This is a genomic window from Flavobacteriales bacterium (genome assembly GCA_016700415.1).
In the GTDB taxonomy this organism is placed as follows: domain Bacteria; phylum Bacteroidota; class Bacteroidia; order Flavobacteriales_F; family PHOS-HE28; genus PHOS-HE28.
The window spans coordinates 3,732,168-3,749,743 of the sequence record CP065018.1 but is presented as its reverse complement, the minus strand read 5'-3'; the positions used below and the strand labels follow the sequence as shown (position 1 = coordinate 3,749,743).

The window sequence follows — 17,576 nt, the reverse complement described above, 5'->3', positions numbered from 1 at the left end:
GCGGGAAGCCCATGGCAAGGCTTCCCGCATTGGCCGCGACCGATCAAAGCTTGACCAAACGGACCCGTGACAATGGCTTGCCCTTCGCATCGAAGGCAAAAACCACATAGGTTCCCGTAGCCAGCCTGGAAATATCCACTTGTTGGTTGAAGGGCAACTCCTCGATCAACCGTCCGGACGGCTCATAGATCCGAAGCATGTGTGCAACGCCTGCATCACAGCGCACGATGATGTGCTCACGTGCTGGATTCGGCCAAATGCTCATGCCCTGCCCTTCACCGCTGAGTTCATCGATCCCGGTGTTGAACCCGGCCTGGCATGCGTCCCCGATACCATCATTATCGGAGTCCGACTGATCCTCGTTGGCGACCCAGATGCAATTGTCGCAGGCATCCCCGATACCATCACCATCGAAATCAGCCTGGTCCGGATTGTATTCCGTGAGGCAATTGTCCTCACAGGCCAACAGACCGTCCGTATCCAGGTCCTCATTCGGGATGACCCCCGTAAAGCCTCCAGCACATACACCACAATCATCCAGAGCAGCATTTCCGCCGAGGATGCCGTCACAGTCCATCGCTTGTCCGGCACAGTTGCAATTCGATGTCCACGTGTCATTGCCCGTGTTCGCGTTTCCGTCATCACAAGGTGTTCCAGGAAGTGCGGGGCCGTTCGGAACATTGTTGCAGTCCAGTATTGCGGGTGTGCCCGCACATTCGCAGTTCGCGTTCAGCACGTCGTTGATCGTTGCCGCATTTCCGTCGTCACAGGAAGTGCCCGGCAAGACGCTGCCACCGGGGGTGCCATTGCAGTCCAGCGTTTGGCCCTCGCACTCGCAGTTCGAGGTCCATGTGTCATTGCCCGTGTTCGCGTTCCCGTCATCGCAAGCGGTACCCGGCAAGGCCGGACCGTTCGGAACGTTGTTGCAGTCCAGCGTCGCTGGCGTCCCTGCGCATTCGCAGTTCGCGTTCAGCACGTCGTTGATCGTCGCCGCGTTGCCATCGTCGCAGGAAGTGCCCGGCAAGACACTGCCGCCGGGGGTACCATTGCAGTCCAGCGTTTGCCCGACACAGTTGCAGTTCGAGGTCCACGTGTCATTGCCCGTGTTCGCGTTCCCGTCATCGCAAGCGGTACCCGGCATCGCCGGACCGTTCGGAACGTTGTTACAGTCCAGCGTCGCTGGCGTCCCTGCGCATTCGCAGTTCGGGTTCAGCACGTCGTTGATCGTCGCCGCGTTGCCATCGTCGCACGAAGTGCCGGGAAGAACGTTGCCACCAGGGGTGCCATTGCAGTCCAGTGCTTGGCCCTCGCACTCGCAGTTCGAGGTCCATGTGTCATTGCCCGTGTTCGCGTTCCCGTCATCGCAAGGTGTTCCGGGCAACGCCGGACCGTTCGGAACGTTGTTGCAGTCCAGTGTCGCCGGGGTGCCTGCGCATTCGCAGTTCGCGTTCAGCACGTCGTTGATCGTCGCCGCGTTGCCATCGTCGCACGAAGTGCCGGGAAGAACGTTGCCACCAGGGGTGCCATTGCAGTCCAGTGCTTGGCCTTCGCACTCGCAGTTCGAGGTCCATGTGTCATTGCCCGTGTTCGCGTTCCCGTCATCGCAAGCGGTACCCGGCATCGCCGGACCGTTTGGAACGTTGTTGCAGTCCAGCGTCGCTGGCGTCCCTGCGCATTCGCAGTTCGCGTTCAGCACATCATTGATCGTTGAAGCATTCCCGTCATCGCAGGCCGTGCCCGGCATCGCCGGACCGTTCGGAACGCTGTTGCAATCGAGCATCACAGGAGTACCTGCGCATTCGCAGTTCGCGTTCAGCACATCATTGATCGTCGCCGCGTTGCCATCGTCGCAGGAAGTACCCGGCAAGACACTGCCGCCGGGGGTACCATTGCAGTCCAGCGTTTGCCCGACACAGTTGCAGTTCGAGGTCCACGTGTCATTGCCCGTGTTCGCGTTCCCGTCATCGCAAGCGGTACCGGGGAGTGCGGGGCCGTTCGGAACATTGTTGCAGTCCAGTGTCGCCGGGGTGCCTGCGCATTGGCAGTTCGCGTTCAGCACGTCGTTGATCGTTGCCGCATTCCCATCGTCGCACGAAGTGCCGGGAAGAACGTTGCCACCAGGGGTGCCATTGCAGTCCAGCGCTTGCCCGACGCAGTTGCAGTTCGCGGTCCACGTGTCATTGCCCGTGTTCGCGTTCCCGTCGTCACAAGCGGTGCCGGGGAGTGCGGGGCCGTTCGGAACATTGTTGCAGTCCAGTGTCGCCGGGGTGCCTGCGCATTGGCAGTTCGCGTTCAGCACGTCGTTGATCGTAGCCGCATTTCCGTCGTCACAGGAAGTGCCCGGCAAGACGCTGCCGCCGGGGGTACCATTGCAGTCCAGCGCTTGGCCGACACAGTTGCAGTTCGAGGTCCATGTGTCATTGCCCGTGTTCGCGTTCCCGTCGTCACAAGCGGTGCCGGGGAGTGCGGGGCCGTTCGGAACATTGTTGCAGTCCAGTGTCGCCGGGGTGCCTGCGCATTGGCAGTTCGCGTTCAGCACATCGTTGATCGTTGCCGCATTCCCATCGTCGCACGAAGTGCCGGGAAGAACGTTGCCACCAGGGGTGCCATTGCAGTCCAGCGCTTGCCCGACGCAGTTGCAGTTCGAGGTCCACGTGTCATTGCCCGTGTTCGCGTTCCCGTCGTCACAAGCGGTGCCGGGGAGTGCGGGGCCGTTCGGAACATTATTGCAGTCCAGTGTCGCCGGGGTGCCTGCGCATTGGCAGTTCGCGTTCAGCACATCGTTGATCGTTGCCGCATTCCCATCGTCGCACGAAGTGCCGGGAAGAACGTTGCCACCAGGGGTGCCATTGCAGTCCAGCGCTTGCCCGACGCAGTTGCAGTTCGCGGTCCACGTGTCATTGCCCGTGTTCGCGTTCCCGTCGTCACAAGCGGTGCCGGGGAGTGCGGGGCCGTTCGGAACATTGTTGCAGTCCAGTGTCGCCGGGGTGCCTGCGCATTGGCAGTTCGCGTTCAGCACGTCGTTGATCGTAGCCGCATTTCCGTCGTCACAGGAAGTGCCCGGCAAGACGCTGCCGCCGGGGGTACCATTGCAGTCCAGCGCTTGCCCGACGCAGTTGCAGTTCGAGGTCCACGTGTCATTCCCCGTGTTCGCGTTCCCGTCGTCGCAAGCGGTGCCGGGGACTGCGGGGCCGTTCGGAACGTTGTTGCAATCGAGGGTGGCAGGGGTGCCTGCGCATTCGCAGTTCGCCTGCAGCACGTCGTTGATCGTTGAAGCATTCCCGTCATCGCAGGCCGTGCCGGGCATCGCGGGGCCGTTCGGAACGCTGTTGCAATCGAGCGTCACAGGAGTGCCTGCGCAATGGCAGTTCGCGTTCAACACGTCGTTGATCGTCGCCGCGTTGCCATCGTCGCACGAAGTGCCAGGCAAGACGCTCCCGCCGGGAGTGCCATTGCAGTCCAGCGCTTGGCCCTCGCATTCGCAGTTCGAGGTCCATGTGTCATTGCCCGTGTTCGCGTTCCCGTCGTTGCACGAGGTGCCGGGAAGGGCGCTGCCGCCGGGCGTGCCGTTGCAGTCCAGCGCTTGCCCGGCGCACTGGCAGTTCGAGCTCCACGTGTCATTGCCCGTGTTCGCGTTCCCATCATCGCAAGCGGTACCGGGCATCGCCGGACCGTTCGGAACATTGTTGCAGTCCAGCGTCGCTGGCGTGCCCACGCACTGGCAATTGGAATTCAATACATCGTTGATCGTCGCCGGGTTGCCATCGTCACAGGAAGAACCGATCTGCCCGGGCACATTGGGGCAATTGTCCTGGGCATTGCAGATACCATCGCCGTCAGTGTCCGGGCTGGTCGTGCCAACGCACTGGCAATTGGCGTCCAGAACATCGTTCACCGTACAGGCGCTGCCATCATTGCAGGATGAACCTGCCACCGCCGGGCCTCCGACCACTCCATTACAGTCCGGTGTGGCCGTACCCGAGGCCGTCGCTTGCACACCAAGTGAGAGGTCGTAATACTTTCCGGTGTTCGAGATCTGCAGCTTCACGGCCCTGACCATATATCGCTTCCCGCTGACGAACGGGACTGCAGCGCTACTGAAATTTGCCTGTACGACCGGGTTGGGCGTTAGCCTGACGAGCTGGCCATTGTTGGTATTGACCTCATAGACATGGTATCCGTCCACTGCGCCCAGGGAAGCAGTCCATGTGAATGCCGCGAGACCACCATTGTTGCCCACTTGCAAATTGGAAGGACGGGCCACTACGGTCATCCGCAAGGAGGGGTCCCCTAGCAGCCCAAGATGCACCCTGTTATACGGCTGGCCTTGCCATCCCCCGTTCTGCGGGGTGTACAGCGAGGTGTTGTTCATGGTGATCTTGGCGCTCAGACCGATATTATCGCCCATTCCCATGTGCTGGAACCACCAATTGGGTATTCCGGAAAACACATTGGTCAGCGCATTACCGCTGGCGATGGTGGCACGAAGGAAATTGTTCGTGACATCCCAGTCCCCGAAATAGCTTCCGAACGCCATATTGAAGATCCCACCGAAATCGATGTTCGCATAGTTGTCCGAGTTTCCGACGTTGTAGGCGCTCACCCACGTTCCTCCCCCGCTGGCGTATGTCCAGAGATAGCTCTGTCCATTGATCACGTTGTAGAAGGGAGTGCCTGTCGGATCCAGGTTCGTGGTGTTGGATGCCCCTACCAAAGCAGGGATGAACCGATAGGCCGATCCGGCCGCGGGATGGGGCATTCCAGGATCCTGGAAGTTGTCGAATATGATCCCGCGACGTTGTGGCACGAATTGCCGGGTCTTGTAGGCATGGGCCTTGTTCAAATACCTGCGTGTCAATTCGGTCTCACTGTAGGGGAACGAGTACCATGGCAGGCCCATGTTGGAGAAATCGATGCGCCCCACTTCGAGCTCAATGGCACTGGGGTAGTCACTTTGATCGAACTTGCCATCACCTGGAACATTGTAATTGCGATCCAACTGGGAGCTTGTGATGTTCACGGAGTTGTCCGTCCACGTTCCGTCCATCTCGCCGTAATAGCCGTCGCAGGGCCATGCACCCAAGTGGTCCGAATGCCCGTCCGGGTTCAACCGCCCGGAGTAGGGCACCGGCACATGACCAATGATATAGACTGCCTTGACATTCTCCGGGTCCGCATTATAGTCGCCCTGCACAAGTGCACGGACGTTGGGGACTGAAGTGGAGCGGGACACATTATGCCTGATCACACCCCAACCATCATCCTGAAGGTCAGTAGCCAATTGGTCCAATTCCGCCGTCAATCCGCCGGCTATGTCATTGTCCACCAACAGCACCATGACGCCCCTGTTATCCACAGCGGCGACATCGATACCGGAGGCGATGTATCCCGTACCTGTCACACCGGCCGACCGGACCACCTTGTACTCATAGTAGATGCCGACGGACACGTTATTGTCAACGAGCTGGTTGGTGGAGCCGCCAAGGCTGGCGATGCTGCTACCCCAACTTTGACCATCCTTCAGTTTACGGTATACCGTGTAACCCGTGGCCGTACCATATGGTTCCCAAGACAAGGTGATCCGTGGCGGTGCGTTTTGCACTGTTGCCGCCATTTGGACCGCATCGGCCTGGGAATAGGACTGCGCAAAAAGCCCAAAGGCTATGACGGTACCGGAAATTGTGAGAAGGAGCTGTTTCACCATCATGCTATAGGGCTGGGCCTGTTATCCCGGTCCCGGAAATGGAGCTTGACCCTTCGATGGGACATGGGACAGGAGACCTTATAGCGTAACCCGTAACGTGCGGGTTACACACATGGTTCAGCGATCAGACGAATAGCAAATAAGGCGGTACCGATCCCGTACTTGGCCCCACGGACTCCATTATTGCCGGACGATCGGGGCACGGGCCAAAGCGATGCCATGGGCATCCCGGAGCACAAGGAAATACGTGCCGTTGGCAAGGTCGGAAACATCGATCTGTTCCTTGAACCCGGACTTACGGACTTCTGCACCCGATAGGTCATAAATACATGTGACAGCCGCGTTCGGGCCGACTTCGCCGATGTGGAGGATTCCGGTTGTGGGATTGGGATGGAGGAAGATCCCCGGCAGCGTTCCGACCTGGCTCACGGACGCTAAGGTGCACGCATCACCGACCCCGTCCCCATCAATGTCCGTCTGGTCCGGATTGTACGTCCACGGGCAATTGTCACAGGCATCACCAATACCGTCCTGATCAAGGTCGGGTTGAGAGGAGTTCGGGAGTGTCGGGCAATTGTCATGACAATCCAACACGCCGTCCGCATCACTGTCCAGGTCCGGTATGGTACCGGTGGTGCCGCCGGCGCACTGGCCGCAACCGTCCACGAAAGCACTGCCGCCGACCTGTCCCGCACAATCGATCGGGACACCCGTGCAGATGCATGCCACGCTCCATGTATCGGATCCGGTCGCCGGGTTTGCGTCGTTGCAGGGTGTTCCCGGTAATGCAGGACCACCCGGCTGCTGCAGGCAATCATAGGCCTGGCCCTGGCATGTGCAAGCATCCGTCCATCTATCGTTGCCGGTGCTGATGTTCAGGTCATCACACGGTGTGCCCGGCAAGGCCGTGCCCCCGGCCACATGGTGACAATCGAAAGGCAGGCCCGCACATTCGCAACTGGTCGACCACGTGTCATTGCCGGTCTCGGGATCTCCATCATCACAAGGCGTACCCGGCAAGATGGGCCCGCCAGGTGTTCCCGCACAATCAACAGGCAGTCCAACACACGTGCAGTCCATGGTCCAAGTGTCGTCACCGGTCGATCCGTCGCCATCATCGCAGGCGGTTCCGGGCAGTGCATCTCCGCCTGGGACATCTTCACAGTCCAAGGGCACACCAACACAGGCGCAATCCATCGACCATACATCATTGCCCGTGTCCGGGTCCCCGTCATCACATGAGGTTCCTGGCAATGCCGGTCCGCCCTCTTCCCCAAGGCAATCCGCCGGTGCGCCCAAGCAGTCGCATTCTGCCGACCATGTATCTGCTGTGGTCAATGGGTTCCCATCGTCACAGGGCGTACCCGGTAGCACCTCCCCTCCGGGAACACCTTCGCAATCCACGACAAGTCCGATGCATTCGCAGTCGATGGTCCATGCATCACCCATGGTCGTGTTGTTCCCGTCATTGCACAGGGTGCCTGGCAAAGCGGGTCCGCCCGGTACGCCAAGGCAGTCAATGAACTGTCCGACGCATTCGCATCCACTGGTCCACGTATCGTTACCCGTGGTGGCGAGGCTATCATCACATGCCACGCCCGGAAGCGCGGGACCGCCTGCTTCCCCTAGGCAATCCGTAAGCAGGCCCGCGCAGTTGCAGTCCGGTCCCCAAGCGTCCTCCGTAGTTGCTTGGTCACCATCATCACAAGGAGTCCCCGGCATCGCCGGTCCGCCCGGGACACCCTCGCAATCCACCGGCTGGCCCACGCATTGGCAATTCGCGTCCACCATATCACCAACGGTCGTCGAAAGACCGTCGTCACAGGTTGCACCCGGTTCCGGTTCACCGCACCCGCAATTCCCCGGTTCCACTTTGTCCGGGTCGTTCGGGCAGCCGTCCTCCGCATCACAGCTACCATCATTGTCGCTGTCCTGAAAAAGACCGGTGCATTGGCAGTTGGCATTCAGCACGTCGTTCACGGTGCAGGGATCCGCATCATCGCAGGTGGAACCGGTCTGTCCCGCCTGCCCGGGGCAATCGTCCAACGCATCGCAGATCCCGTCATTGTCACTGTCCGGGCCTGGAGTTCCCACGCAATTGCAATCGCCGTCCAATACATCATTGACAGTGCAAGGGTCGCCATCGTCGCATTGCCAGCCGGTTTCACCGGTCACTCCGGGACATCCGTCCACCGCATCGCAGAGCCCATCACCATCGCTGTCCACGAAAGTGCCCACGCATTGGCAGCTTTCATCCAAGATGTCGTTGATCGTGCAGGCGTCACCATCGTCACAAGCGGAGCCGGATTGTCCGGGCTGTCCGGGGCAATCGTCCAACGCATCGCAGATCCCGTCACCATCACTGTCCGGGCCTGGAGTTCCCACGCAATTGCAATCCCCATCCAGCACATCATTGATGGTGCAAGGGTCGCCATCGTCGCATTGCCAGCCTGTCTCACCGGTAACCCCGGGGCAACCGTCCTCTGCATCGCAGAGTCCGTCGCCATCGCTGTCCACGAAAGTGCCCACGCATTGGCAGCTTTCATCCAACATATCGTTGACCGTGCAGGCATCGCCATCGTCACAGGTTGAGCCCACCTGTCCAGGCTGTCCGGGGCAATCGTCCCAGAAATCGCAGATCCCATCACCATCGCTGTCCGGGCTGGGTATCCCGACGCAAATACAATTGGCGTCCAGCACGTCGTTGAAGGTGCACGGATCGCCATCGTCGCATTGCCAGCCGGTTTCACCAGTTACTCCGGGGCAGCCATCGATCGCATCGCAGAGACCGTCGCCATCACCGTCCGGTAAGGGCGTTCCCACGCATTGGCAGTTTGCGTTCAGCATATCATTCACGGTACACGCATTGCCGTCATCACAAGAGGAACCTTGCACGCCGGGCACATTGGGGCAATTGTCCAAAGCATTGCATACGCCATCTGCGTCCGCATCCTGGAATGTGCCGGTGCATTGGCAACTCCCATTGATCACATCCCCGGTCGTGCATGGATCCCCGTCGTTGCACGATGATCCGATCTGGCCCGGAACGAACGGGCAGTTGTCTTGCGCATTACAGATGCCGTCACCATCGCTGTCCTGAAAGGTGCCCGTGCATTGGCAATTCGCGTTCAACACATCATTGATCGTGCAGGTGTTACCGTCATTGCACGTTGAGCCGATCTGTCCGGGAACGCCGGGGCAGTTGTCCTGCGCGTCGCAGATCCCGTCCCCGTCCGAATCATGATAGGTGCCTTGGCACTGGCAGGAAGCATCCCAAAGGTCGTTCAAGGTGCAAGGACTGCCGTCATCACAAGGCGTGCCAGCAAGCGCCGGACCACCGATCACGCCAAGGCAATCCGGGGATTGTGAACCGGCCACTGCCTCACCGAACGCACCGAGGCTGAGGTTGTAATAGCTGCCACTGGGCGTCTGTTCGAGCTTAACCGCACGGACCATGTACCGAAGGGTACCACCCGCCCCGGAAATACTTTCCGAAAAGGACGACCCGGTGACCGGGTTATCCGTGACGCGTTGCCATGACCCGGTCGCCGAAATGAACCGGTACACATGATAGCCCAGCACATTGTCCAGGCTACCGGACCATGTAATGTTGACCGTGTTGCCGTTCACCGTGCCGACAACGTTCGAAGGCGGTCCGACCATGGACATGCGCAACGTGGGATCGCCCATCAAGGCAATGTGGACCATGCCCGCGCTTGAGTTCGCGGGCGAATAGTGGCCGTTGCCATTGTTCTGCGTCAATCGTGTGGCGAATCCAATGGTCTCTCCCATCCCCATATGGTGGAAGAACCAGTTAGGGTAGCCTGCCCAAAAGCAGGACAAGGTCTTTCCCGTGGCCAGGGACGAACGCATGAAATCGTTCTGGCAATCGAAATCACCGAAGGAACTTCCGAAAAGGATGGTAAAGACCGACTTCAGGTCGCTAGTGGCGAAATCCGACGAATGGCCAACGCCGTTGGCGGAATCCCAATAGCCGCCTCCGCACCCGTAACTCCAGAGGTAACTCTGGTTCTGCATCGTGGAGAAGTAGTCCAGGTCGACCACGTTGGCGGGGCCTACCAGAGGGCCGAAGCCACTATATCCGTTGGAGGCGAACGCATCGTTGTAGCCGACGAAATTGTCGTCCACCAATGCCCTCGGCACGGCCGTATAGTTACGCGCTTTCCAGTTGTGGAGTTTGGTCAGGTAATTCCCCATCAACGTTGTCTCGCTTTGCGGGAACACCGGAAGATCGTGGAAGTCGACGCGGCCTACGGCTAGTTCCACCGCACTGGGAATGTTGCCTTGGTCATACTTCCCATCACCGGGCACATTGTGGTTCCTCGGATCCACAGCACCCGTGGAGGTGACCTGGGAATCGGTCCATGTACCGTTCATATCACCATAGAACACGTCCGCGCTCCATGCACCCAAATGTTGCGAATGCCCATCAGCCGCCATGTTACCGGAATACGGGACCGGTACATGGCCGACAAGGAAGACCATTTTGGTATTCCCGGGGTCGGTATTGTAGTCGTTCACGACGATGTTCTTGATGCTGGGCACGCTCGCATTCCTGCTCACGTCATGGCGCACAACGGTCCAACCGTCGCCCTCCAAGTCCTTCTGCATCTGTTCCAATTGGGATGCTAGCGCAGAGCTGAAGTAGTCGTCCACCAGCACGATCACCTTGCCCCTGGCCTCCACCATGGGCATCAGGATGCCCGAATTGATGTAGGAATAGCCGTCACCGACATTGGTGGTGTGCCTCACAACTTTGTATTCGTAGGATACCCCTGTCGTGACATTGTTGTCCGCCCACGTCTGGGTATTCGCGCCCAGTACCGCCACGGGATCGCCCCAACTGGTCCCCCCTTTGATCTTTCTCCAGATCTGGTAGCCGGTCACATTGTAGAGTCCTTCCCAATTCAAGGTGATACGGGGAGGGGATGCTTGGACTTGGGCCGATGCCTCTACGCTCCGCTCATAGGCCTGCGCACAGATCGGGGTCGATCGCGCAACAGACCATAGAGAGAGGCTCAAAATGAGCAACTTACGTACCTGCATCTTCAATAGGGGCCACGAAATTAGTTGGTTTGATCATTAGGGACCAGTAACTGACCAACCTATGAAGTGGCCGTGGGGTGCATAAATCACCTTGGAGGCCGATGTCCGGGTAACATACAAGTGCCCAAATGGTTCACTTCTCATAGCCCGACCAAGCATGCCGGATACCCGAAAGTTAACGACGAAATCCGTGCATTTTTCGATGACGAATGATTTTTACCTTACCAACCTCACTTAACCTTTGTATGTGGAAGCCGTTCAACAGGTCGTAAATTTCGGATCCATAGACCTTCGGACCAGCATGTCTAAACAACCTAGGCCCATCCCCGATCACGTTTTTGCCTTCTTTGAGCATTCTGCGGCCGCACAACCCGACGCTCCGGCCTTGACCGGCAATGGAACCTCCTTGACCTACGGCGAATTGGCCGGAAAAGTGGACCAACTGGCAGCGCACCTCCAGCATCAGGGCATCAAGCCCGGGGCCAATGTGGGCTTGTGTTTGGAGCGCTCCGCGGAACTCATCACCAGTGTATTGGGCATCCTCAAGGCAGGTGCCGCTTATGTGCCCATCGACCCGGCCTATCCCAAGGACCGGATCGCCTTGATGTTGCAAGATGCGCGACCGCCGATGGTGGTCACCGACCGGGAACACGCCCACCTTTTCCCAGGCAACATCAAATTGCTCCTGATCGACGAGCTCGACCTCTCGAAGCGTGTCGCATTCGAAGGGAAATGCCCCGCGGGGCCGAATGACCTGTGCTATATCCTCTTCACGTCGGGAAGCACCGGCCGCCCGAAAGGCGTGGCGATGCACCACGCGCCGCTGGTCAATTTGATCCAATGGCAATTACGGACGTCGGTGCTGAAGGAAGGCTCGAAAACCTTGCAGTTCGCGCCCATCAGCTTCGACGTGAGTTTCCAAGAGATCTTCACCACGTTCGCCCAATGCGGCACGCTGGTGATGATCACGGACGAGGACAGGTTGAACTCGACCCAATTGCTCCGGAAGATCATCTCCCAAAGGATCAACAGGGTCATTGTGCCGTTCGTCGCACTCCAGTATTTGGCCGAGGCCGTTCAGCGCACCGGTGAAGTCCCCTCGTCCCTGCGTGAAGTATTCACCAGCGGCGAGCAATTGAAGATCACCCCTGCGGTGATCAACCTTTTCAAGCAGCTGCCCGGTTGCCGCTTCTGCAACCAGTACGGCCCCACCGAGGGCCATGTGGTGAGCGAACTTGAACTAAAAGGCGACCCCACATCCTGGCCGCCCCTTCCCTCCATCGGGAAAGCGATCGACAATGTGAAGCTCCTCGTCCTGGACGATGCCATGCATCCCGTGGAAAAGGGCGTGGAAGGAGAACTCTACCTGGGCGGCGCATGCGTGGCTACCGGATATATCGGTCGCGACGACCTGACGGCTGAACGCTTCGTTGCCGACCCGTTCACAGCGGGGGGCCGATCGTACCGGACGGGAGACCGCGCGGTGGAAATGGCCGATGGTAACATCGACTACAAGGGTCGCATGGACGGACAGGTAAAGGTGCGCGGATACCGCATTGAACTTGGCGAGGTGGAAGTAGCGCTGGAAAAACACGACAGTATTGAACAGGCCGTAGCCACGGTGCGTGAGGATATTCCGGGACTGAAAAGGCTTGTGGGCTATTACGTGGCCACGAAAGCGCTTTCCACGAACGACCTGCGGAGCCACCTGGGGGCTTTGCTGCCGGATTACATGGTGCCGTCCGCGTTCGTGGCCGTGACCATAATGCCCCGCACGCCCAGCGGCAAGATCGACCGCAAGGTCTTACCGGCACCCGATGTGAAGCGACCGGACCTGGACGTGGTTTTCGTACGGCCCACCACCCAGCTCCAAGAAGCCATCGCCGCCGTTTGGGCCAACCTGCTTGGCGTGGACAAGGTGGGCATTGACGATAACTTCTTCGACCTTGGCGGAAATTCCCTACTGAGCATCCAATGCGTAGCCCAACTGGAAACGCGCGGATTCGCCCTCCCCATCGTGAAACTCTATCAGCACCCTACTATCCGCGCCTGCACCGAGTATCTGGAAGGTGGCGACGGCGGTATCTCCCCGGCGGAAATGGCCCGGGTCCGGTTTTCTTCGAACAAGTCGAAAGAGCGCGGCGAGATCGCTATCGTGGGCATGAGCGGCCGCTTCCCCGGCGCGGAGAACACCGAGCAACTTTGGCGGAACTTGATCGAAAAGAAGAACAGCGTCTCAACGTGGACACTCGACGAGATCGACCCTTCCATCCCGGATACGGTGAAGAACGACCCGGACTATGTGCCCGCTCGTGGCGTGATCACGGATGCGGACAAGTTCGACGCCGGATTCTTCGGTGTCAATCCCCGCGTGGCGGCCTTGATGGACCCGCAGCAGCGGGTGTTCATGGAGACCGCTTGGGCCGCCTTGGAGGACGCCGCTTATGATCCCGCACAGTTCGCCGGCTTGATCGGCGTGTACGCCGGCATGGGCAACAACACCTATTTCACCCGCAACGTGATCGGCCATCCGGAGCTGATCGAACAGGTGGGCGATTTCCAAGTGATGACCGGCAATGAGAAGGACTACATCGCAACGCGGTTGGCCTTCGAGTTCAACCTGCGCGGCCCGGCGTTGAGCATCCACACGGCGTGCAGTACCTCGCTCGTGGCGATCGCCCAGGCCGCCAAAGCCCTGCGCGATGGCGAATGCGACATGGCGCTCGCGGGCGGCATCGCGATCACCGTGCCCATCAAAAGCGGCGTCACATACAACGAGGGCGGTATGTACAGCCCTGATGGCAGCACCCGCACCTTCGATGCTGAAGGCAAGGGGACGAGCTTCAGCGACGGCGTGGGCATCATCGTACTCAAGCGCTTGGACGATGCCATTCGCGACCATGACCACATCTACGCCACTGTAAAGGGCAGCGCGCTGAACAACGACGGCAGCGACAAGGCGAGCTTCACAGCGCCCAGCGTGCGCGGACAGGCCGAGGTGATCGCCATGGCCCACGCCGACGCTGGCGTAAAGCCACAGGAGATCTCCTACGTGGAAACGCACGGCACGGCGACACCATTGGGCGACCCCATCGAAGTGGAGGCATTGACCCTGGCATTCCGCCCTGGATCAGATGATCAGAAAATCAGAAAATCAGAAAATGGGGATACGCACATCTGTGCGATCGGCTCGATCAAGAGCAACATGGGGCACCTTACCGCAGCCGCCGGTGTGGCGGGCGTGATCAAGACCGCACTGGCACTGAAGGAGGGCGTGATCCCTTCCAACGTCGGCTTTGAAACGCCGAACCCGGCCATCGACTTTGCTAACAGCCCCTTCCGTGTGGCCAATGAGAACATCGCTTGGAGACGGACCACCAAGCCCCGGGTGGCCGGTGTTTCAGCGTTCGGTGTAGGCGGCACCAATGCGCATGTGATCCTTGGGGAAGCACCACTGCCCGATCCTTCCAGTGCTGGTCGCGACAAGCAACTCTTCCTGCTGAGCGCGAAAACCAAGACCAGTTTGGATGCCATGACCGAGAATTTCCGCACATGGCTGGAAATGCACCCCGAGGCCTCATTGGCGGACGCTTCCTTCACATTGATGGAAGGACGCCGCTCCTTCAAACACCGGCGCTTGATCGTCGGCGGCACGCACCAAGAGGTGATCGATGCGATCGCCAAGAAGGACACGAATTTGATGGGCACGCGCGAGCTGCACGAAGCGGCACCGGGCGTGGTCTTCATGTTCCCCGGCCAAGGCGCGCAGTATGTGGGCATGGGCCGCGAGCTGTATGCCAGCGAACCTGTGTTCGCACAGCATTTCGACCAGTGCTGCACGCTCTTTGCGAAAGCCCTGGACACGGACCTGAAGGCGATCATATTCCCCGCCTCCGGCAAGGAGGAAGAGGCTGCGGAACAGCTCAAACAGACGGTGCATACACAGGCTTCGCTCTTTACCGTCCAATACAGCTTGGCCAAGCTCTGGATGCATTGGGGCATCACGCCGCAAGCGATGATGGGCCACAGCATCGGGGAATTCGCGGCCGCCTGTTTGGCCGGCGTCTTTTCCTTGGAAGATGCCATCACCTTGGTGGCGAACCGTGGCCGCATGATGCAGGAACTCCCTTCAGGAAGCATGCTCAGCGTGCGTGCTGCGGAGGCCGACATCGCAAAGCGCCTGCCAGCCGGATGCAGCATTGCGGCCAACAACGGCCCGCAGTTATGCGTGGCCAGCGGACCGAAGGAGGCCATATCGGAGTTCCAAGCGGAACTGGAGAAGGAGGAGATCAGCTGCAAGTTGCTGATGACCAGCCACGCTTTCCACAGCCCGATGATGGACCCCTTGGTGGCACCGTACAAGCGCGTTGTGGATGACGTGGCCCTGAACACACCACGCATCCCCATCATCAGCACGGTCACGGCCGAGTGGCTGAAGGATGAAGAAGCCACGAGCGCCAAGTATTGGAGCGACCATCTGCGGGCCACGGTGCGTTTCGCACAAGCCGTGCAATTCGCATGGCAGGACGCGGACCGCGTAATGCTCGAAGTGGGCCCACGCACCACCGCTACCACGCTGGCACGCCAGCAAAGCGCCGATCCGAAGCGACAGGTCGCCGTGCCGTCGATGGGATCCGCTTCCGGGAACGGCGAGGAACTCACCGCATTGCTGCGCGCTGTCGGCTGGCTATGGCAGAGCGGGGTGGAGATCGACCGGAAGGCATTCTTCGAGCGCGAAGTGCGCCACCGCATTTCGCTGCCCACCTATGCGTTCGAGCGCGTGCGCCACTGGGTGGACCCCGTGTCCATGATCGCTGCCGGTGGACATGCCATTGCGAGCACCACCATCGAGGCACCGGTGCCGAACGGCTTGGACGCCAACCTTTCGCCCAAGGAGCATTTGATCCAACAGATCAAAACACTGCTGGAGGAAAGCTCCGGTCTGGAATTGGCCGAGACCGCCCCCGAGGACACCTTCCTCGAGATGGGACTTGACTCGCTGTTCCTCACGCAGGTGGCCACATCGCTCAGCCGCAAGTTCGGCGTGAAGATCAGCTTCCGGCAACTGAACGAGGACTTGCCGAACTTGGACAAGCTCGCGGATTTCCTGCTGCCCCATGTGAAAGAAGGAGCCGCCGCGATCGCAAAAACCGTCACCGGCAACACATCCGCTTCCAATGTGGACGCCATGGAGGACGCGCCCGAATTGAAGAAAGTCTTCGGCGCACAGGCACGCATCCAGAAGGAAAAAGTGGACGACTTCACGCCGGAACAGCGTGCCTGGTACAACGACGTCGAAAAGCGCTACATCGCGAAGACCGCGAAGAGCAAGACCTTCACGCAAGAGAACCGCGGGCCGATGGCGGACCCGCGCGTGGTGACGGGCTTCAAGCCACAGACCAAGGAACTGGTGTACCAAGTGGTGGTGGACCGCAGCGAAGGCTGCCACCTGTGGGACATCGACGGCAACGAATATGTGGACATCCTCAGCGGCTTCGGCTCCTCCATGTTCGGCTACATGCCGGACTTCATCAAGAAGGAATGCCATGCGCAGTTGGACGCAGGCATCGAGATCGGACCGATGCATCCGTTGGCAGCGGACGTCTCCAAGCTGTTGTGCGAACTCACCGGACAGGATCGTGCCGCCGTGTGCAACACTGGATCGGAGGCCGTACTGGGCGCGATGCGCATGGCGCGGACGGTGACGGGGCGCAGCCTCATTATCGCGTTCAGCGGGAGCTACCACGGCATCAACGACGAGGTGATCGTGCGCGGCAGTAAGAGCCACAAGAGCTACGCCGGCGCACCGGGCATCATGCCCGAAGCGGTGGAGAACATGTTGATCTTGGACTACGGCACACCTGAGAGCTTGGAGATCATCAAGCAGCGTTGCCATGAAGCGGCCGCCGTGCTGGTGGAGCCGGTGCAGAGCCGCCGCATGGAATTCCGCCCGGTGGATTTCCTCCGCGAAGTGCGCGCGGTGACCAAGCAGCACGGCGCAGCGCTGATCTTCGACGAGGTGATCACCGGCTTCCGCATGCACCCAGGCGGTGCGCAGGCGTTGTTCGGCATCAAGGCGGACATCGGCACTTACGGAAAGGTGATCGGCGGCGGTATGCCGATCGGTGCCATGATCGGCAGCAGGCCATGGATGGACGCGCTGGACGGCGGCCCATGGCAGTTCGGCGACGACAGCGTGCCCGAGGCGGGCGTCACCTATTTCGCGGGCACCTTCGTCCGTCACCCGTTGACCATGGCCGCCGCGAAGGCGTCCTTGGTACACATGAAGGAGGAAGGCCCCGCGTTGCAGGAGCGGCTGAACACCATGACCGAGGACATGGTGGAACGTGCCAACGTACTCTTCGACCAGTATCAGCTCCCCTACCGCTGGGTGAATTTCGGCAGCGCATTCAAGACCAAGTACGATGAGAGCGTAGCCTATCCGGAGTTCTTCTTCCTGCTGATGCGCCTGCACGGCGTGCATGTGCTGGACTTTCCTCACTTCCTCACCACGGCACATACCGCGGCGGACGTGGAGTTCATTCTTTACGCCTTGGACCGGACCTGCAACGAACTGCGCGCCTCTGGCTTCATGCCGGAACGCACCTATCCGATCGAGGTGGTGAACAACACCTTGAACGGACACGCACGCAAACTGAGCGAGCGTGTGTTGGAGGCGGGCGAGCCGCCGGTGCCCGGGGCCCGCATAGGGAGAACGCCGAAGGGAGAACCCGGTTGGTTCATACCAAATGAGAAAGAGCCCGGAAAGTATGTTATGCTTGTGACCGAGGAAAAACAGTGATGA

At 59.8% G+C, this 17,576-nt stretch carries 3 protein-coding genes; 1 reads left to right on the top strand and 2 read right to left on the bottom strand.

Features of this window, described 5'->3' with window-relative positions; all coding sequences use genetic code 11:
* Positions 1-43 precede the first annotated feature (43 nt).
* Positions 44-5,575, bottom strand: a complete 5,532-nt coding sequence (locus tag IPP95_15645; GenBank protein QQS72576.1) for a T9SS type A sorting domain-containing protein — start codon at positions 5,573-5,575, stop codon at positions 44-46.
* 309 nt (positions 5,576-5,884) lie between these two features.
* Positions 5,885-10,771 carry a thrombospondin type 3 repeat-containing protein gene (locus tag IPP95_15640; protein QQS72575.1) on the bottom strand — a complete coding sequence of 1,629 codons (4,887 nt, stop codon included), beginning with the start codon at positions 10,769-10,771 and terminating at the stop codon, positions 5,885-5,887.
* A gap of 301 nt (positions 10,772-11,072) precedes the next feature.
* On the opposite strand from IPP95_15640, the gene IPP95_15635 reads away from it, so the two are divergent.
* Positions 11,073-17,573 (top strand): amino acid adenylation domain-containing protein, encoded by a 6,501-nt coding sequence (locus tag IPP95_15635; GenBank protein QQS72574.1) that lies wholly within the window; start codon positions 11,073-11,075, stop codon positions 17,571-17,573.
* The last annotated feature ends 3 nt before the right edge of the window (positions 17,574-17,576 follow it).